Annotated in this window: 17 protein-coding genes and 1 pseudogene; 14 read left to right on the forward strand and 4 right to left on the reverse strand. The window is 71.8% G+C overall.

The genetic code is table 11. From position 1 onward, the window contains the following. Positions 1-488: biotin--[acetyl-CoA-carboxylase] ligase (locus ACFE67_RS07470; RefSeq protein WP_375406243.1), on the forward strand; the 488-nt coding region annotated here is incomplete at its 5' end. 33 nt (positions 489-521) lie between these two features. Next, positions 522-1,028: a PH domain-containing protein gene (locus tag ACFE67_RS07475; protein WP_375406244.1), complete on the forward strand. Its 507-nt coding sequence runs from the start codon at positions 522-524 to the stop codon at positions 1,026-1,028. Between the two features lie 83 nt (positions 1,029-1,111). Here the strand turns inward: ACFE67_RS07475 and ACFE67_RS07480 are convergent, their stop codons facing one another. Beyond that, positions 1,112-1,579 carry a GtrA family protein gene (locus ACFE67_RS07480; RefSeq protein WP_375406245.1) on the reverse strand — a complete coding sequence of 156 codons (468 nt, stop codon included), beginning with the start codon at positions 1,577-1,579 and terminating at the stop codon, positions 1,112-1,114. Positions 1,580-1,732: 153 nt separating this feature from the next. Here ACFE67_RS07480 and ACFE67_RS07485 point away from each other — a divergent pair, with 153 nt between their 5' ends. From ACFE67_RS07485 to ACFE67_RS07500, 4 genes are all read left to right on the forward strand, one after another. Then, positions 1,733-2,839, forward strand: a complete 1,107-nt coding sequence (locus tag ACFE67_RS07485) for a 5-(carboxyamino)imidazole ribonucleotide synthase (RefSeq protein ID WP_375406246.1) — start codon at positions 1,733-1,735, stop codon at positions 2,837-2,839. Positions 2,840-2,878: 39 nt separating this feature from the next. Further along, positions 2,879-3,382 (forward strand): 5-(carboxyamino)imidazole ribonucleotide mutase, encoded by a 504-nt coding sequence (gene purE / locus ACFE67_RS07490; RefSeq protein ID WP_375406247.1) that lies wholly within the window; start codon positions 2,879-2,881, stop codon positions 3,380-3,382. 82 nt (positions 3,383-3,464) lie between these two features. Beyond that, the gene (locus tag ACFE67_RS07495; protein WP_375406248.1) at positions 3,465-4,838 is read left to right on the forward strand and encodes an LCP family protein; all 1,374 of its coding nucleotides are present in this window, start codon (positions 3,465-3,467) and stop codon (positions 4,836-4,838) included. 54 nt (positions 4,839-4,892) lie between these two features. Next, entirely contained in the window at positions 4,893-6,095 is a 1,203-nt protein-coding gene (locus ACFE67_RS07500; protein WP_375406249.1) for a hypothetical protein, read from the forward strand. Between the two features lie 102 nt (positions 6,096-6,197). On the opposite strand, the gene ACFE67_RS07505 is transcribed toward ACFE67_RS07500, so the two are convergent. After that, entirely contained in the window at positions 6,198-8,297 is a 2,100-nt protein-coding gene (locus ACFE67_RS07505; protein WP_375406250.1) for a DUF6541 family protein, read from the reverse strand. A gap of 259 nt (positions 8,298-8,556) precedes the next feature. Between ACFE67_RS07505 and ACFE67_RS07510 the strand changes: the two genes are divergently transcribed. The 6 genes from ACFE67_RS07510 to ACFE67_RS07535 all read left to right on the forward strand — a co-directional run bounded on the left by ACFE67_RS07510 (position 8,557) and on the right by ACFE67_RS07535 (position 13,920). Beyond that, positions 8,557-9,105, forward strand: a complete 549-nt coding sequence (locus tag ACFE67_RS07510) for a hypothetical protein (RefSeq protein ID WP_375406251.1) — start codon at positions 8,557-8,559, stop codon at positions 9,103-9,105. Then, positions 9,102-11,123 carry an LGFP repeat-containing protein gene (locus ACFE67_RS07515; RefSeq protein WP_375406252.1) on the forward strand — a complete coding sequence of 674 codons (2,022 nt, stop codon included), beginning with the start codon at positions 9,102-9,104 and terminating at the stop codon, positions 11,121-11,123. Before ACFE67_RS07510 ends, ACFE67_RS07515 begins: the two co-directional genes overlap by 4 nt. Before the next feature lie 122 nt (positions 11,124-11,245). Next, positions 11,246-12,232 carry a glycosyltransferase gene (locus ACFE67_RS07520; protein WP_375406253.1) on the forward strand — a complete coding sequence of 329 codons (987 nt, stop codon included), beginning with the start codon at positions 11,246-11,248 and terminating at the stop codon, positions 12,230-12,232. After that, the gene (locus ACFE67_RS07525; protein ID WP_375406254.1) at positions 12,229-13,071 is read left to right on the forward strand and encodes a glycosyltransferase; all 843 of its coding nucleotides are present in this window, start codon (positions 12,229-12,231) and stop codon (positions 13,069-13,071) included. The genes ACFE67_RS07520 and ACFE67_RS07525 overlap by 4 nt, the downstream gene beginning before the upstream one ends. Positions 13,072-13,255: 184 nt before the next feature. Continuing rightward, positions 13,256-13,516 (forward strand): type II toxin-antitoxin system Phd/YefM family antitoxin, encoded by a 261-nt coding sequence (locus tag ACFE67_RS07530; protein ID WP_375406255.1) that lies wholly within the window; start codon positions 13,256-13,258, stop codon positions 13,514-13,516. Next, on the forward strand, positions 13,513-13,920 hold the full coding sequence (locus ACFE67_RS07535) for a PIN domain-containing protein (protein WP_375406256.1): 408 nt from the start codon (positions 13,513-13,515) through the stop codon (positions 13,918-13,920). The genes ACFE67_RS07530 and ACFE67_RS07535 overlap by 4 nt, the downstream gene beginning before the upstream one ends. Positions 13,921-14,003: 83 nt before the next feature. On the opposite strand, the gene ACFE67_RS07540 is transcribed toward ACFE67_RS07535, so the two are convergent. Both ACFE67_RS07540 and ACFE67_RS07545 read right to left on the reverse strand, forming a co-directional pair. Beyond that, on the reverse strand, positions 14,004-15,254 hold the full coding sequence (locus tag ACFE67_RS07540) for a type II toxin-antitoxin system HipA family toxin (RefSeq protein ID WP_375406257.1): 1,251 nt from the start codon (positions 15,252-15,254) through the stop codon (positions 14,004-14,006). Continuing rightward, a complete protein-coding gene (locus ACFE67_RS07545; RefSeq protein ID WP_375406258.1) occupies positions 15,251-15,553 on the reverse strand; it encodes a helix-turn-helix domain-containing protein in 303 nt (100 codons plus the stop codon). The genes ACFE67_RS07540 and ACFE67_RS07545 overlap by 4 nt, the downstream gene beginning before the upstream one ends. 377 nt (positions 15,554-15,930) lie before the next feature. Between ACFE67_RS07545 and glf the strand changes: the two genes are divergently transcribed. Together glf and ACFE67_RS07555 are read left to right on the forward strand one after the other, a co-directional pair. Further along, positions 15,931-17,088 (forward strand): UDP-galactopyranose mutase, encoded by a 1,158-nt coding sequence (gene glf / locus ACFE67_RS07550; protein WP_375406259.1) that lies wholly within the window; start codon positions 15,931-15,933, stop codon positions 17,086-17,088. Beyond that, positions 17,085-18,396 (forward strand): annotated as a pseudogene (locus ACFE67_RS07555) (hypothetical protein); the annotation flags it as partial. The gene glf and the pseudogene ACFE67_RS07555, both read left to right, overlap by 4 nt.

The raw sequence follows: 18,396 nt of genomic DNA on the forward strand, positions 1-18,396 counted from the left end.
ATGTGCTGATCGGCGGCCGGAAGGTGTGCGGCGTGCTGGCGGAGGCGCTGGCCGACCCTTCGAGTGCCTCAGGACACCGCCCTTCGAGTGCCTCAGGACACCGTGGCAGCGGTGCGGTCGTCGGCGCGGGCCTGAACCACGCCGCCCGGCGGGACGCGCTGCCGGTCCCGACCGCCACGTCGCTGGCCGCGGAGGGCGGCCCGACCGATCCCGACCTGCTGGTGTCCGCCTACCTCCGGCGGCTGCTCGACCTGGTCGGCCGGTTCGAGGCTGCCGGAGGGGATCCGGAGGCGAGCGGCCTGCGGGCCGCGGTCATCGTCGCGAGCGACACGATCGGGCGTCGGGTCCGCGTCACCGGGCCCGACGGCCCGGTGGTCGGCGAGGCCGTCGACATCGATCAGCAGGGCCGGATCGTCGTCGATCGCGGCCCGCTCGGCGGGACCACGGCGTGCGCCACGGGCGATGTCGAGCACCTGCGGTATGAATAGCCGATGTCCGTCGGGGTCGGAGGTGCTACGCGCGTGCGCACGGAGCGTCGCCCCACCTCGCTGCCGCCGTCCAGGGAGCCGCCGGAGCAGGTGATCGTGCGCCTCCGCCGCTCGGGACGGCGCCTGGTGTGGCCCGCGATCTTCTTCGTGATGATCTGCTTCGGCACCGGTTACGGCTGGAACCGATTCGTTGCGCCATGGCTGTGGCTGAACACCGCGCTGCCGATCGCCGCCGGCGGGCTGACGGTGCTGCTCTCCCTGCTGCCGCTGATCTTCTGGCTGAACCGGGTGACGATCATCACGAGCCGCCGGCTGATCGTGACGCAGGGCTTCCTCGTCCGGGAGCGCACCGAGTTCCTCCTGGCCCGCGCCTCCGACGCCGCGCTGCGCCGCAGGCCCATGCAGCTGCTGACCGGGAGCGGCGACGTGATCGTGCACGCGGGCGCCGAGGGCACGATGATCCTCCGCGACGTGCCCCGCGCCCGGCTGGTGCACCGGGCCATCACGGATCTGATCGAGCGGGGCTCGAAGCCCTCCTGATCTCTGCCGTCGGCGGCTCCAACACTCTCCGTTGTGGAGGACTGGTCGTCCTACAACATGGAGAGTGCGAGTCGCGAGTGGAGCTATTCGACGGGCTCCGGGACGCGGGCGCCCACCCGGTCCCGCCGGGCGGGGTGGTAGACCCAGTACCGGTACAGCGCGAACCGGATGATCGAGCCGAGCACCAGGCCGACCACGTTCTTCGCGATGTTGTCCGCGAGCACCGTGCGCAGGTCGAGCACGTAGTGCGAGAACGCCAGGCAGGCGAGGGCCACCAGCATCCCGAGCACGCTGACGGCGACGAACTCGAGGCCCTCCTTCGCGCCGCGGGTGCTGCGGTGCGGGCCGAACGTCCAGTAGCGGTTGCCGATCCAGTTCGCGCCGATCGCGAGGATCGTCGAGATGATGCCGGCCTTCAGCGGGCTGTGCTCGAACAGCGGCGTGAGGCGCAGCAGCGTGAACGCGACCGTGTCGACGACGAAGCCCACGCCGCCCACCAGGGCGAACTTCGTGAGCTGCTGCACGAGGGCGCGGTCGGCGAGTGCGCGCATCCGTTCGCCCTGCCTCTCGAGAGGAGAATTCCGTCGCGCACGGCTGCGGACGTCGCCGCAGAATAGGACACGACTCCACGAACCGTGGTCGCGGCCTGCTGGGCGAACGGCACGAGGTTCCTCACCGGAGTCGCGACGACAAGGAGCGGACCCGTGCGCGTCGGCGTGATCGGAGGAGGGCAGCTGGCCCGCATGATGGTGCCGGCGGCGGTCGAGCTCGGGATCGACATCGCGGTGCTGGGGGAGTCGGAGGGCGCCTCCGCGCGCATCGCGGTCACGACCGTCGGCGACCACACCGACGCGGCGACCGTGCTCGCCTTCGCGCGGGACGTCGACGTGATCACCTTCGACCACGAGCACGTGCCGCAGCCCGTGCTCCGCGCCCTCGTCGACGCCGGTGTGGCGGTCCGGCCGGGACCGGACGCGCTGCTGCACGCGCAGGACAAGCTCGTGCTCCGCCGGAGGCTGCAGCAGCTCGGCGTGCCGCAGCCGGAATGGGCGGAGGTCGCCGACACCGGCGAGCTCGCGGCCTTCCTCGAGCGCACCGGTGGCCGCGTCGTCGTGAAGACCCCGCGCGGCGGCTACGACGGCCACGGCGTGCGCGTCGTCTCCGACGCTCACGGGGTCGACGACTGGCTCGCGGCCGGCCCGCTGCTCGCGGAGGAGCTCGTCGATTTCCGCCGCGAGCTCGCGCAGCTCGTCGCGCGGCGCCCCTCCGGCGACATCGCGATGTGGCCGCTCGTCGAGACCGTGCAGGGCGGCGGGGTCTGCCGGGAGGTGTTCGCGCCCGCACCGCACTCCACGGCACGCGTCGAGCGGGTCGCGCGGGAGATCGCCCACACGATCGCTGCGGCGCTCGGCGTCACCGGCGTGCTCGCGGTCGAGCTGTTCGAGACGGACGACGACCGGGTGCTCGTCAACGAGCTCGCGATGCGGCCGCACAACTCCGGCCACTGGACGATCGACGGCGCCGTCACGAGCCAGTTCGAGCAGCACCTGCGTGCCGTGCTGGACCTGCCGCTCGGCAGCACCCGGACCGTCGCGCCGTGGAGCGCGATGGTGAACGTGCTGGGCGGCCCGGCCGACGGCGACCTCGACGCGCGGGTCCCGCAGCTGATGGCGGATCAGCCCGCCGCGAAGCTGCACCTCTACGGCAAGGCGACGCGGCCGGGCCGCAAGATCGGCCACGTCACGGCGACGAGCGACGACCTCGACGACGCGGTGTTCATCGCGCGCGCGGGGGCGGCCTTCTTCCGCTGATCCGACGCGACGCGGAGGCGCGCCCCTACGATCGCTCGCATGGGGAACCCGCAGGCGCCCGTCGTCGGTCTCGCGATGGGCAGCGACTCCGACTGGCCCACGATGCGCGCGGCCGCCGAGATGCTCGACCGGTTCGGCGTGGCCTACGAGGCGCGGGTGCTGTCCGCGCACCGCACGCCGCGCGCGATGCTCGACTGGGGGCAGGCTGCCGCAGGGCGGGGGATCAAGGTCGTGATCGCCGGGGCCGGAGGAGCCGCTCACCTGCCGGGCATGCTCGCGGCCGCGACGACGCTGCCGGTGATCGGGGTCCCGGTCGTGCTGCAGACGCTCGACGGGCTCGACTCCCTCCTCTCGATCGTGCAGATGCCGACCGGGGTGCCCGTCGCCGCCGTCGCGATCGGCAACGCCGCGAACGCGGGCCTGCTCGCCGTGCGCATCCTCGGCGCGAGCGATCCCGCGCTCGCCGTCGCGCTCGCGGGCTACGCGGACGAGCTCGAGCAGCAGGTCGCGGCGAAGGACGCCGCGCTCCGGGACAGCCTCTGACCGCAGTTCGTGTTTCAGGAGTTCTGGCGGCGGAGCCGCGCCAGAACTCCTGAAAGACGAACAGCGCGCCTACCCTGCCGGGATGCGGGGGAGGGCGTTGTCGCGGCCGACCGGCCCCGCCGCGCCCCTCCGGGATCCACCCGTCGGCGATCCGCGGTTCATGACCCGGCGGGCAGCGTGGCTCGTCGTGCTGCACCTGCTGGTCCCCGGCAGCGCGCAGGTGCTCGCCGGCAGCCGCCGCGTCGGGCGGTTCGCGCTCGGCCTGTGGCTGCTCGGCTGGGCCGCGCTCGTCGCCGCGGCGGTGCTCTGGTTCGCGCTGCCGCAGCTGCTGCTCAGCCTTCCGACGAACGCGATCGGGCTGACCGCGATCCAGCTGCTGCTCGTCGCCCTGGTCGTCGGCTGGATCCTGCTGACGATCGACACCGTCCGGCTGCTGCGCCTGGTGCGGATCGCGCCGACCGGCCGCGCGGTGCTGGGCGGGCTGCTCGCGATCGCGCTGGTGGTCGGCGTCGGCGGTGCCGGCTGGGGCGCGTGGGCGGCCGGGGTCGCGCGGTCGACGCTCGGCGGTACGTTCGCGAACGCCCGGTTCGACCTGCCGGCGGACGGCCGCTACAACATCCTCCTGCTCGGCGGCGACGCGGGGAAAGGGCGCTCCGGCCTCCGCCCCGACAGCATCTCGGTCGTCAGCCTGAACGCGCTGACGGGAGACATGGTCACCTTCGGGCTGCCGCGCGACACCGATCCGGTCCCGTTCGCCGAGGGATCGCCGATGCGGCAGCTGTACCCCGACGGGTACGGCGCGCACGGGCGCTGCAACGTCGACGTCTGCCAGCTGAACTCCATCTACACCGAGGCGCAGCTGAAGGAGCAGCAGCGCTACCCCGACGCCGTGAAGAACCACTCCAGCGCCGGCATCGAAGCCACCCGCGAGGCGGTCGAGGGCGCGCTCGGCATCACGATCCAGTACTACCTGCTCGTCGACATGACGGCGTTCGAGCCGCTCGTGGACGCGATGGGCGGCGTGACCGTGACGGTGAAGGAGCGCCTCCCGGTCGGCGGGCACATCGTGGACGGGAGGCTCACGGGCGTGAAGGTCTGGATCGAGAAGGGCCGGCGGCATCTCGACGGCAACAAGGCGCTCTGGTTCGCGCGGTCCCGCTACGGCAGCGCGCTCGGCGACTACGACCGGATGGCGAGGCAGCGGCAGCTGGAGGAAGCGATGCTGCACCAGATGAACCCGCTCACCCTGCTGACGCGGTTCGATCGCCTCGCGAAGGCGGGGTCGAACGCCGTGCAGACCGACCTGCCGCAGGGCCTGCTCGGCGTGATCGCCGGCGCCGCGGTGAAGTCGAGGTCGCAGACGGTGCAGAACGTCGAGTTCGTGAAGCCGAGGTACGTCCCGACGAAGCCGGACTACACCGTGATCCGGCGCGTCGTGCAGGACGCGCTGCGCTGAGCGCGCCGCCGTCGGTGCTGAGGCTTCGACGGCGATCGGGTTAGCCTCGCCGATGTGACCCCCTCCGCGCGCCCCGTGCCGGCGCTCCGCGCTGTCGCGGAAGCCCGGCGGGCGATGGGGCCCCCGCTGGTGCGACGACGGGTCGCGGACGTCTTCGTCACCTCCGAACGTCGCACCACCCGGCTCGACGTGCTCTTCGCCGTCGCCATCACGCTGCTGGTCGGCGTGCACCTCACGATCTTCATCGCGGTGCTGGTGCTCGCCCCCGTGACGGCGTCGGAGGCGCGGAACCTGCAGCTCGTGCCGCTGCCGGTCGAGGTCGCGCGCGCGCTCGTGCTGCCGTTCCACGCGCTGCTGCTGGGGTCGCTGTTCGTGCTCGGCCGTCGCGCCGCCGGCCGGTGGGCCGGATTCGGGGCGATGCTCGCCCTGCTCGCCCTCGACCTGCGCGCCGACCCGACGGAGCCCGTCTTCGGGCCGCCGACGGCCGAGGGTGCGTGGATCGCCGCTGCCCTGCTCGCGGCCGCGTTCGCCCTCCTCCCGCGCCATCGCCTCGTCGCGGCCGCGTTCGTCGGGCTCGCGAGCGGCTTCTTCGCCGTCGCGGCCTGCGCGCTGCCCGCCTTCCTGCTGGCCGTGGCGTTCACGCCGCTGCGGGCCCGGTCCCGCTCCTCCAGGACGAAGGCGATCGCCGCGTTCGCCGGCGTCTGGGCGGTGCCCGCCGTGCTGATGCAGCTGGTGTGGCTCGGGACGCTCGGACCGGCCGGGTGGCTGGACCGTTCGGCCGAGTTCGGTGCGGAGTTCCGGCCCCACGCCCTCGTGCCGTGGCTCGAGCAGGACCGCCTGCTGTTCGCGGCGTGGCACTTCGACCCGCTGCTGACCGTCAGCCTGTTCGCGTTCCTCTTCGTCGCGTCCGGCACGGGACTCTCGACCTACTTCCGGACGCCGCTGCACGGTGAACGCGGCCCCATCGTGGGCCGGGTGCTGCAGCGCCTCCCCGCCGAGTGGTGGGCGGCCGGCCTGACGCTGCTGTTCTGCTCGATCTGGTGGGGGTTCTCCGGCGACCACACGATCGTGCTCGCGAACCTGCCGGTCCTCGCGGCCTGCACGCCCCTGATCACGGGGCTGGCGTACCGCGGCGCGAAATGGCTGATCACGGTCAACCGCTTCTGGGCGTTCACGGGCATCTTCTACCTGACCTGCCTGATCTCGGTGCGCTCGTTCCAGCTGCTGCTGACCCTCCTCCAGGCGTTCCGATACTGATCCGAGCGCGACAGCAGGATCCAGCACCATCAGCAGGTCAGGATCGGCTGCTGGATCCTGCTGACGGTGCTCGGTCCTGCTGTCGGACTCGCGTGCCGGGGGCTACCAGCAGGCGGTGAGGCGCCAGAGGCGCGCGGAGCCGGAGGAGGCCACCAGCTGCGCGCCGCCCGGCGTGTGGACGACGCGGTCGATCGCGGCGAACCGACCTGCCGCCCTCCGGTCGCCGGCGAGGTGCCCCGGCTCGGTGATCACCCATCGCACGTTCTTCTGCCGCACCGCCGGGCAGACGCGCTCGTCGGTGCGCCAGTCGTCGAGGTGCCGCCTGATCACGCGGCCGTCGTAGTCCCAGTAGCCGCCGAGGTGCGGGAACAGCACGCGCCTCCCGCCGAGCGCCCACGCGAGCGCGGAGCCGTTCCACGGGTTCCCGACGATGAGCTGCCCCTTCGGCACGAAGTCGCCGACGCGCTCCAGCAGCTCCATCTCGTCCGCATCGATCAGCCGACCCTGCTTCTGCGTGTCCGGCAGCGCGAACACGCCACCCATCGCGGTGCTGACGCCGCCGAGCGCCGGTCCCGTCCAGGCGGTGATCGCGACGAGCACGGTGACCAGCGCGGTCCCGAGGGCGACCGTGCGGAGGCGGGGATCGTTCCGCCGCGCCTGCCGTCCGCGCAGCGTGCTGGTCAGCTCCGCGGCGCCCGCGGCGATGGTCCAGGCCGCGAGCGGCACCCCGATCGTGGGCAGGATCGCGACGATCCGGAACTTGTCCTTGTCCCAGAGGCCGGTCGCGATCTTCGCCAGGTCGCTGTCGCTGCCCGCGGCGAAGCCGTACAGCAGCACGAGCCCCAGGTAGGTGACGACCACCCAGCGCAGGCCGGGGCGCAGCAGCGCGGCGATCAGCCCGACGAACGCGACGACCGCCAGCAGGACGGACGGAGGGAGGGCCGTCTGCGACGGCGCCACGAGCGAGGTCGCGAGCAGGCCCTGCAGGAGCGCCTGCGGGAAGGTCTCCCTGGCGAGCGCCGGCCCGCCGTTCAGGTGATCGGCGATCGGCCGCGTCCCGACGTCGTAGTAGTGCAGCACGAACACCACCGCCAGCGCCACGAGGACCACGACCGACCCGATCGCGACCAGCCAGGTGATGCGGGCCCTCCGGCGTCCGCGCACGCCGGTGGCGGCGAGGGCGACCATCCGCGACGCGAACCACGCGACGACCAGCGGCGCTGCGAGTACGAGCAGCGCGACCGCCGACCGCGGGTGCGAGAACGCGGCCGCCGAGGCCCAGCCGAGCAGCAGCAGCGCCGTGCGCCAGCGGACCGGCGCCGCCTCCGGCCGCCACACGGCCGTTCCGGGGAAGGGCAGCACCGCGGCGACGAGCGCGAGGCCCGCCGGGAGGATCGTGTAGGCGAGCCCGTTCGGGTACAGCGTGCCGAAGTCGAGCAGCAGGTACGGGAACGCGACGAACGTCGACGCCAGCACCGCCGCGACGGTCGCCACGATCGTGCGCTGGGCGCCGGACGCATCATCGCGCCGGAAGCCGGCCCTGCCGAACAGCACCGCGGCGGCGAACGCGCTGCCGAGCGAGAACACCGGGCCGGCCGTGCCGATCCAGGTGGCGTTCGCGGCGACGGCGATGTCCACCCCGGTCGTCTCCGCGCTGAGCGCGGTCAGGCTGTGCCAGACCGCCGGGTAGAAGGCGAGCTGCGCACCGGGGTGCGTCAGCCGGTAGAGGTGGAGGCTCGACGCGTCACCCGTGTCGATGATCGACGCGGCCGCGTTCAGGTGGAAGACGGTGTCGTACGTCTGCGTGACGCGGTCCGGGCTCGCCACATGCGCGAACGCGACGACCGTGATCGCCGCCGTCGCGATCACCGCGCCGGCGAGCACCGGCAGCCAGCCGATCGGCCGCCACGAGTCCCAGGCGGCGGGCGCGGCGCCGGCGGCACGCAGCGCCGCGCGGGCGGCGACCGCCAAGACGACGAGCACGGCGGTGACGACGAGCAGGGCCGGCCAGCCGAAGGGTGCACCGACCGCGGCGGCGGCCACGCCGGTGATCCCCACGATCGCGTAGCCGAGGGGCCCCGCGAGGCCGAGCGCGGCGATCCCGCGGAGGCGCGCGGCGGCGGCCAGTGCGAGGCCGGGCAGCAGCACGGCTGCCAGGACCACGGCGACGGGCGGGATGACCGCGCTCCAGCTCGTCGACATGGTGCCCGAACGCTACGCGAGCGGGCCCCCGAACACGGCGCACACCGCCGGGCGCCCCCTCCGTTTTGTAGGAATGACCTTCCTACAAAACGGAATTCGGTCGGCGCCGCGAGTGAGCCGCACCCTCCGTTTTGTAGGCAGACCCTGCCTACAAAACGGAGAGTGCGGCGGCCGGCGGTGCGGGGGCCACCAGGACTGGGGCCCGGGACACGCCGCGGCCGGCCGCGGCATCGGCCCGAGCGGTCCGTACCGTCGTGGTGTGGGGGAACACAAGTCAGTCCGAATCCTGCGTGCGCTCGGCGTCGCAGCGCTCATCGCGGCGTCCGCGACCGTGTTGTCGTCGTGCTCGCAGCCCGGCGCGACGCCGGCAGCGCCGACATCGAGCCGGTCGGGGGACGTCGTCGACCCCTCCATCCCGAGCGCGACGCCGACCGAGAACGTCGCCTCCGACACCCCGGCCCCGATCGCGACTGCGGTCGCGACGAGCGCGCCCACCGCCTCCTCCGACGCCCGTGCCGCCGTCGTGCCGTTCATCACCACGGCCGACTGGGACGCGACGGCGAAGGTGCTCGACGTCTCGGCGATCGTCCCCGGTTCGCCCGAGAGCGGCGGAACCTGCACGGTCTCCCTCACCTCCGGTTCCGCCACGCAGACCGCGAGCACGACCGGCGTCGCCGCCTCCAGCTACACCGGCTGCCCCGCCGTCGAGCTGAAGGACCTCGCCGCCGGCTCGTACCAGGTCCGCGTCCGCTACTCCTCCCCGACGTCGGTCGGTTCGTCGGCGGCCCGGACGGTGCAGGTCGGATGAGGGCCGGAGGGAGGGTCGCGCGCGCCAGGATCCGCCGCATCATCGCCATCGCGGGCGGTATCGGGCTCGTCGTCGCCGGCGTGGGACTGACGGCGCTGGACGAGCAGTCCGCGAAGGCGGCGCAGGCCGCGTCGGTGCTGCAGGACTTCAATCCGGCGAACATCATCGACGACGCCGTGATGTTCAACGGCACGACGATGACCGCGGCCGAGATCCAGACGTTCCTGAACAGCAAGCAGCCGTCGTGCGCCGCGGGCGCCACCTGCTTGAAAGCCACCTCCGCGAACATGCCGAGCCTGGCGGCGAACCCGATGTGCAGGGCGGTGGCCGGGAAGGCGAAGGCGACGGCGGCCCAGATCATCGCCGCCGTCGGCAAGGCCTGCAACGTGAGCCCCCAGGTCATCCTGGTGATGCTGCAGAAGGAGCAGACCCTCGTCACCGGGCGCACGCCCTACTCCGGCGAGTCCGTCGACCTGATCTACCGCAAGGCGACCGGGCTCGGCTGCCCGGACACCGCGGCGTGCGATCCCGCCAAGTACGGGCTGTTCAACCAGCTCTACGGCGTCGCCTACTGGCTCGTCCGCTACACCACGCCCCTGGGCACCACCGGCTCGGGCTGGACGAACTACAACTGGTTCCCCGTCGGCAGGGCCAACGGGGTGCTCTACAACCCGAACGCCGCCTGCGGTGCGAAGACGATCACCATCGAGAACGAGGCCACGGCGGCGCTGTACTACTACACGCCCTATCAGCCGAACGCCGCGGCGCTCGCGGCGGGCTGGGGTCTCGGCGACGGGTGCTCCGCGTACGGCAACCGCAACTTCTACCTGTACTTCACGACCTGGTTCGGCTCGACGCACACCGTCGTGACCGGCGCCATCAGGACGTTCTGGGCCGCGCACAAGGCCACCTACGGCAACCCCGTCGCCAACGCGGTGACGGTGAGCGCGAACGGTGGAGGCACGTACCAGCGGTTCCAGAAGGGGACGATCTACACGTCCCCCGCCGGCTCGTTCGGCGCTGCGGGCTCGGTGCTGACGAAGTTCACGGCCCTGGGCGGGCCCGCCGGCGCGCTCGGCTGGCCGAAGCAGGCGGTGGCCACGGTGAAGGGCACGAACGGCGGCAGCACGCAGCTGTTCCAGAACGGCACGGTCTTCGTCTCCACCGCCGGCACGGCAGCGGTGCTCGCCCCGATCGAGGCGGCGTACGCCGCGAAGGGCGGCCGGCCCGGCAGCCTCGGCTGGCCGACGGCGGACGCGAAGGTCAGCACGGCGGCAGGAGGCGGGACCTCGCAGGCGTTCCAGGGCGGCCGCGTCGTCGTGGCCGGTGGCAAGAGCAGCGTCGTGGTCGGCTCGTTCCTCACCATCTGGGTGCAGCGGCTCGCAGAGCTCGGGTCGATGGGCTGGCCGACCGCCGACAAGGCGAACCTCACCGCGCACGGCAAGAAGGGCGTCATCCAGACGTTCCAGACCGGTGTCGCGACCAGCCAGGGCGGGACCACCAGGACCGTCACCGGTGCCATCGGTGCGAACTACATCTCCCACGGCGGCCCCACCGGCTACCTCGGCTGGCCGACGGCGGGGGCCGCGCAGTCCACCGCGAACGGCGGCGGCTGGTCGCAGCGCTTCGCCGGGGGAGCGATCTTCTGGAGCGCGGCCACCAAGGCCCATGCGCTCAGCACCGGGAAGATGCTCGCGCTCTACGACTCGCGGGGCGGGGTGTCGGGCTCGCTCGGCTGGCTGCAGTCGAGCGGCGCCGACAAGACCGGCATCGGCGGGTCGACGGCGGTGTTCACGAGCGGCCGGATCTACTCCTCCAAGGTCGGCACCGTCGCGGTGCGCGGCGACATCCTCGCCCGCTACCTCGCCAAGGGCGGCACGAAGAGCGTGCTCGGCTGGCCGACCTCGAACGCGAAGTCCGGCGGCGCCGGGAAGACCGTGCAGACCTTCCAGCACGGGAAGATCACCTACACCGCGGCCGGCGGAGCTGTCGCAAGCCGAGCGGCGAGCAGATCGTGACGATCGAGGCCGCGCCCGAGGAGACGACCCGCCCGGTGGGCCTCCGCCCAGGAGACCAAGGGCATGGATACAATCGGCCCGCCGTCCCCCACGGCGACGCAGACCCCGGATGCGAGGGCCAGGTGACCCCCAGCGAGCGCGACGACCCCCAGGCGGCCGTCGTCCCCTCCGTTGTCGCGGTCGTCGTCGCCTACAACCGCCGGGAGCTGCTGCTGGAGGCGCTCGGTGCGCTCCGGGCGCAGTCCGCGCCGCTGACGGCCGTCGTCGTCGTCGACAACCACTCCGACGACGACTCGGCCGAGGTCGCCAGCGAGTTCTGGCCCGAGGTCGAGCTGGTCCGCCTCACCCGCAACACCGGAGGAGCGGGCGGATTCGCCACCGGCATCGCCGTCGCGATCGCCCGGCACGAGCCGGACTGGATCTGGGTCATGGACGACGACACGATCCCGACCGAGACGGCGCTCGAAGAGCTGCTCGACGCCGCCGACCAGCCCGATGTCGTGCTCGCGGGCAGCCGCGTGGTCTGGACCGACGGCTCCGACCACCCCATGAACACCCCGCGGCAGAACCCCTTCGCCCGCAAGGACGAGCTGCGCGCCGCCGCCGAGCGCGGCGCGACCCCGGTGCGATCCCTCTCCTTCGTCTCGATGCTGGTGTCCGCCGCGCGCGTGAAGGCCGCGGGCCTGCCGATCGCCGACTACTTCATCTGGAACGACGACTTCGAGTTCTCCACCCGGATGCTGCGCGGCGGTCGCGGGCTGTACGTGCCCGGCAGCGTCGTGGTGCACAAGACGAAGGCGCTCGCGAACACCGACGCCGATCCCGGTTCGCGCTTCTTCTTCGAGGTGCGCAACAAGATCTGGCTGATGGTCTTCAGCCGCGGGCTGAACCCGTTCGAGAAGGCCGTGTACATCGGCTCGACGCTGCTGCGGTGGCTGCGCACCTTCCGCGCGTCCCGCCAGCGGCGTTTCCTGCTCACCCAGCTGCGGCGCGGCGTCGTCGCCGGGTTCGGCAGCCGCCCGCGGCTGAACGCGGATGTCCTCTGCGATCTCGGCCCCGTCACCGAGGCGGTCGTGAAGGTGGAGGCCCCCGCCCGGCGGGCGGCGTGACCTCGCCCTTCACGCTCCTCCTGCCCGTGTACGCGCGGGACGATCCGGCGCAGCTCGTGCGCGCGTTCCGCTCGGCGGTGGACGAGCAGACGCTCCGGCCGACCGAGGCGCTGATCGTCCGTGACGGGCCGGTCCCGGAGGCGCTCGCCGACGTCGTCGACGAGCTGATCGCGACGTCCCCGGTGCCCACCCGCCTCCTGCCGCTGCCCGAGAACGTCGGGCTCGCCGATGCGCTCACCGCCGGACTCGCCGCGTGCACGCACGACGTCGTCGCCCGGATGGACGCCGACGACGTGGCGCTGCCCGAGCGCTTCGCCAAGCAGCTCGCGCTGCTCGACACCGGCTTCGATCTGGTCGGCTCGGGGCTGTACGAGTTCGAAGACGACGAGGCCGTCACGATCGGCGTGCGCACGCCGCCGACCGGCGAGGCGCACATCAAGCGGTACGCGCGGTTCCACGACCCGTTCAACCACCCGACCGTCGTCTATCGCCGCGCGGCGGTGCAGGCGGCGGGCGGCTACGTCCCCGTCGGGCTGATGGAGGACTACTGGCTGTTCGCCCGCATGCTGGCCTCCGGCGCGCGCGCGGAGAACATCCCCGAGCCCCTCGTGAAGTACCGCGTCGGCGCGGGTGCGTACGCCCGCCGGGGCGGGCTGAAGCAGCTGCAGGCGGAGCTGCGGCTGCAGCGCCTCATGCGGAGGGCCGGCTTCATCACGCCTGCGGAGATGATCCGCAACGTCGTCGTGCGCGGCGGCTACCGCCTCGTCCCGGAGGGCCTCCGCAAGGTCGCGTACCGGGCCCTCCTCCAGAAGGGCTTCAAGCGCGGCGCCTCCTCCTGACCGCGCTCCGACCGCGCTGCGTCGCGCGGTACGTCCACCACCGCGCGCGGTACCCGCACCCTCACGCGGTGGGTAGACCTACCGCGCGAGGGTGACGAGTACCGCGCGACGCCGCGGGCGGACACGCTTCAGACATCGAGCGCGGCCGATCCCGATAATGTCTACTTCCGGTACCCTTGGGCTCATGCAGCAACTCACCTTGGCGCAGCTCCGCCAGAACCCCTCGGCCGCGCTGCGAGCGGTGGAGATGGAGGGGGCCGAGTTCCAGATCACCAACCACGGCCGCCCCGTGGCGCGTCTGGTTCCGATCGCCCCCACGGGTATCGCCTCCGCTGCGGCGACGGCAGCACTCATGGCCTCGCTGCACCCGAATCCCGAATGGGCTGCGGAACTCGAGGCTGAGCGTGCACTCGACTCGTCCAAGGACCCGTGGGAAGGCCTGTGACCGCTCCTGTCCGGCTCCTGCTGGACACCAATATCGTCATCCACCGGCTCGCTCCCGCCGAGAGTCCCACTGCGCTCTCCGCGCTGTCGATTGCGGAATTGGCACATGGCGTGACCGCGGCCGTGCGAGCGGGAAACGCGGCGGAGGTCATGACTCGTGGGGAGGATCTCGCGCGAGTCCGCGCCGTCTACGGTGATGGGATCCCGTTCACGGGCGCGATGGCGGAGGCGTACGGCCAAGTGATCGAGGTGGCCCGCGCCACGCCGGGGCTCGGCCCGCGACGGCTCGACTACCTCATCGTCGCGACGGCCGTGCATCACGGCATGGCCTTCATGACCACAGACCGCGGCCTCGCCGCCTTCGAAGCGCTCACCGAGGTGGTCGTCGTCGAACCGCGGCGCTGATGCACGCGACACTGACGATCGCTGTGTCGGGTCTGCGAGCACGATTCCCTGGAACGGCGGAGAGCCGCCGCAAGCGATAGTGGTCAGACGGTTGCAGTGGTGCTGGCGAATTCGAACGCTGGCCGCTGTCCTTCGAACGCCTCCCGCATGCCAGCTATCGCTCCATCGCTGATCCCATTGCTGCGCGCGATGTGCTGCCACTCCGACGATGCCTGCAACAGCTCGTCCAGGAGGTTCCGCACGTCTCGCTGCTCGAGCCGGCAGTCGGTCGCGAAGGCGAGCAGTCCGGCGACTGCGTCGTCGACGTCGATGGCCCCTGCGATCGAGGTCTGACGCGCCGCACCCACCTCCGGATTCGGATTGAGGTCGAATGCCGGGGAGAGCGTCCATCCGCCTGGGCGATGGAGCAGCCCGAGGTTGCGCAGGTGGTCATCGGTGTTGTCGATCAGCACCGAGAACGCGACGCGGCGCCACAATTCGCGCAGATCCCTGCTGACGTCTGCACCGTGGTCCGACAGTCCCGCGGCGACGTCGGCATAGTCGTACGCACCTCCGTCGTGGCCGCCGACGAGCGTCAGACCGCTGATGTACCCGATGCGGGCGCTTCCAGTTCCTCTGTCAAACCTGTTGAGCAGGAGCGCGTGAGTGCCGCCGACGGAGACGAGACGGGCGCTAGGCGTCGGGATTCCGCATCGGGCGGCGAGGTCGAGCGCGGTCTTCTCCCACGCCATCACGTCCCACTTGTCCGAGGTGTGTGGGAATTTTGCGAGTATCAGCTGCTCGCCGTCACGCACGGCCGCTTTGGGTCTGGCGCCGCCGAGAGAGCCGGTGCCGGCATCGAGCAACGCTGTCACGGCGGTGAGATCGTCGTCATCGTCGCGGTCGACGGTGCGTGCATATGCCAGGAGCCGAGGGAGTTCGATCAGCGTGGGCACGCTGGTGTCGGGCGCCACGTGGGGGCCGTCGGCGCTGGTGCGGAAGCGGAGCGCGCCTTGTCTCGTGATATCGCTGACTTCCGTCAAGAAGTCGATACCCGTGATGGACCGGTGAGGGCCGGCGGTCTGACGGGACTGTGCGCGGATGCGTTTGGTCACGAGGTTGCGGCCCCACCGGTCCGGCGCGCAGTCCTGGAAGCTTCCCGGCAGCCCCTCGACGGAAGCGCCGCCTCGGAGGGGCAGAGCTGGGTCTATCTCGTAGGAGCCCGGGTGCCGCAGGTACTCGTCGCTGTAGCGGAACGAGGTGGTGATCGTGCTACCGCGTCGGCTGAAGTGGGCGAGACCCGCGTGGACCGGCCCCTGAGCGAGTTCGACGTCGATCCAGACCCGGTCGATCATGCGCGGACGCGCTCAGGCAGCCGGTCCGCCGAGCGCGCACGGCCGAGGTCCGTGGAGAACGGATCCGTGCTTTCGACGACGGAATCGAGCATGCCGAGCGCTCGAGCGACATTGAGGAAGACTGCCAGGCCGACGGTCGTCTCGCCGGACTCGAGTCGATGCAGGGTGCCACGGGTGATGCCGGCGCGATCGGCGACCTGCGCTGCTGTCAGCCCTTGCAGTTTCCGCCAGGCGGCGAGCTGCGTTCCGATCTGCGCTGCAGCACGCTCAGCGCGTGCGCTACTCCGGATGGCGGCCATCAGATCTCCTCGGTTCAAGTCGGTCAGCGTAGTACGTAATGCTCGTTACAGCGCGCATTAACCGAGTTACTGCTCGCTGAAGCGATCACAAACAAGTATCTCGCCGAGTAGGGGTGCGCTCTCGGAGGACCAACCCGCGGGCCGACCCGGCGGGGAACGCATCGCGCTGAGATGGAGCGACCGGGTCGACCTGATCCGCGTCCGCAGCTCTCATCGCGGACCCGCATTTCTCGGCCGATACGGCGCGGCGGAGACGCAGGAAGCGATGTGCCGCGCGAAGTCCGCGGATCCGCGAATCCCTCCGACACCCCCGTTCGGGGGCCCGGCAGCGGTCCCGCTGACTACCATGACCGCGGCAGGAGAGGCGGGTGGTGGGCGTGACGGATCTGTTGGTGGTCGGGTCGGGGTTCTTCGGGTTGACGGTCGCGGAGCGGATGGCCGAGACCTACGGCCTCGACGTGACAGTGATCGACCGGCGCGAGCACATCGGCGGCAACGCCTACAGCGAGCGCGACCCGGAGACCGGGATCGAGGTCCACCGGTACGGCGCGCACCTGTTCCACACCTCGAACGAGCGGGTGTGGGCGTACGTGAACCGATTCACCGCGTTCACCTCCTACGTCCACCGGGTCTACGCGAAGCACCGCGGCGAGGTGTTCCCGCTGCCGATCAACCTCGGCACCATCAACCAGTTCTTCCGGTCGGGCCGCGGGCCCCAGGAGGCGAAGGCGCTCGTCCAGGAGCAGGCGGCGGAGCTCGGGAACGCGATCCCGGAGAACCTCGAGGAGAAGGCGATCAGCCTGATCGGCCGGCCGCTGTACGAGGCGTTCATCCGCGACTACACCGCGAAGCAGTGGCAGACCGACCCGAAGGAACTGCCGGCGGACGTGATCAGCCGCCTCCCCGTCCGCTACAACTACGACAACCGGTACTTCAACGACACCCACGAGGGCCTCCCGGTCGACGGGTACACCGCGCTGCTGGAGCGGATCGCCGACCACCCGCGGATCACCGTGCATCTCGACACGGACTTCTTCACCTCCGACGCCTACGGCAAGAGCACGACCGTGGGGTCCGTGCCGATCGTCTACACCGGCCCGGTCGACCGCTACTTCGACTCGAGGCTCGGCGACCTGTCGTGGCGCACGCTCGACTTCGAGCGGGAGGTGCTGCCGGTCGGCGACTTCCAGGGCACCCCGGTCATGAACTACTCCGACCTCGACGTGCCGTACACGCGCATCCACGAGTTCAAGCACTTCCACCCCGAGCGGAGGAGTCCGGCCGACGCGACCGTGATCATGCGCGAGTTCTCCCGGTTCGCCGAGCCCGGCGACGAGCCCTACTACCCCGTGAACCGGCCGGCGGACCGCGACCGGCTCCTGCGCTACCGCGAGTTCATGCAGGACGAGCCCGACGTCTACTTCGGCGGCCGCCTCGGCACCTACCAGTACCTCGACATGCACATGGCGATCGGGTCCGCGCTCTCGATGGTGGAGAACCGGCTCGCCCCCCGGTTCGAGACCGCCACCGCGTGAGGAGCACCCGACCGGCGATCGTCGCCGTCCGGTTCGGTCAGGACTCGAGCGACGTCATCGACCTCGCCCTGGTCGGCGTGGCCGTGGTCTCCGCGGTCGTCGCGCTGCTCGCGGGCGTCTGGGGGATCGCCGTGCTCGGCGCCGTGCCGAGCCTCGCCGCCGACGTGCTCCGGAACGAGCGGCCCGCCCGCTTCCGCCGGCTGCGCCGCGTGCTGCTCGACCGGCCAGAGCGCTCGCTGATCCGGAACGGATCCGTCGCCGCAGCGGTCGCGGCCACACCGCCGCTCACCCGGTTCGAGAACCTCGCGTTCCTGCTCGTGACCGTCATGGTGGTGCACGTCGCGCTGACCGCGTACACCGCGCTCGGCGTGCGCCGCGGGCAGCGCGAGCGCGCCACCGTGACCTGGCGCCACCTCGAGGTCCCGTCGACCCGTCGGCAGGCTCAGGACGGCGCGGGCTCGGGACGGGGCGGCGGGGAGACGGAGGGGCCCGGCCCGCTGCCCGACCCGGTGCAGGACAGGCTGCCGGTCGACGGCCTGCGGCTGCTCTCCGCGTCGGAGGTGCTGGTGCTCGGCGGTTTCGCGCTCGCCTCGGCCGGCGCATCGGTCGTCCCATGGCTGCTGGCGCTCGTCGTGCTCGCGATCACCGTGTGGACGCTCTGGACCGCGTGGCGCGCGTGGGGTCCGCACACCGGCCACCGGGTGCGGGACACGGACGTGGCGGTGCAGGAGGCGGTGGAGGCGCTCGCGCCCGAGGTCGTCTTCTACTTCTCCTCGCCCGCCGACGGCACCTACGCGCTGGGCGTCTGGGCGACGGTGATCAATGCGCTCGAGCGGCCGGTGCTCGTCGTGCTGCGCGAGGCCTCGCACCTGGCCGGTGTCGAGGCGATCCGCAAGCCGACGGTCGTCGCGCCGTCGGTCGCCGACCTGCTCGCGGTGACCCCCTCCAGCGTCCGCGTCGTGCTCTACCCGACGAACGTCGTCCGCAACGACGAGATGATCCGCATCCCGGGGCCGATGCACTGCTTCATCGGGCACGGCGACAGCGACAAGGTCGGCAGCTTCAGCCCCCTGAACCGGATGTACGACGAGATCTGGGTCGCGGGGCGCGCGGCGATCGACCGCTATGCGGCGGTCGACGAGGGCATCGACCTGGGCGTGCTGCGCGCGGTCGGTCGGCCGCAGCTCGCCGACATCCGCCGAGCGGCGCCGCGCGGCGCCGAGCCGGGCAAGCGGCTCACCGTGCTCTACGCGCCGACGTGGGAGGGCTTCTTCGACGAGGCGGACTACTCCTCCGTCGCGAGCATCG

The organism is uncultured Amnibacterium sp. (assembly GCF_964244015.1).
Lineage (GTDB): Bacteria > Actinomycetota > Actinomycetes > Actinomycetales > Microbacteriaceae > Amnibacterium.

Excerpts from the sequence above, each read along its gene's own strand:
- ACFE67_RS07515 (WP_375406252.1), top strand. The coding sequence starts at position 9,102 with ATGAGGGCCGGAGGGAGGGTCGCGCGCGCCAGGATCCGCCGCATCATC.
- ACFE67_RS07505 (WP_375406250.1), bottom strand. The coding sequence starts at position 8,297 with ATGTCGACGAGCTGGAGCGCGGTCATCCCGCCCGTCGCCGTGGTCCTG.
- ACFE67_RS07545 (WP_375406258.1), bottom strand. The coding sequence starts at position 15,553 with ATGGCCGCCATCCGGAGTAGCGCACGCGCTGAGCGTGCTGCAGCGCAG.
- ACFE67_RS07540 (WP_375406257.1), bottom strand. The coding sequence starts at position 15,254 with ATGATCGACCGGGTCTGGATCGACGTCGAACTCGCTCAGGGGCCGGTC.
- ACFE67_RS07480 (WP_375406245.1), bottom strand. The coding sequence starts at position 1,579 with ATGCGCGCACTCGCCGACCGCGCCCTCGTGCAGCAGCTCACGAAGTTC.
- ACFE67_RS07495 (WP_375406248.1), top strand. The coding sequence starts at position 3,465 with ATGCGGGGGAGGGCGTTGTCGCGGCCGACCGGCCCCGCCGCGCCCCTC.
- purE (WP_375406247.1), top strand. The coding sequence starts at position 2,879 with ATGGGGAACCCGCAGGCGCCCGTCGTCGGTCTCGCGATGGGCAGCGAC.
- ACFE67_RS07530 (WP_375406255.1), top strand. The coding sequence starts at position 13,256 with ATGCAGCAACTCACCTTGGCGCAGCTCCGCCAGAACCCCTCGGCCGCG.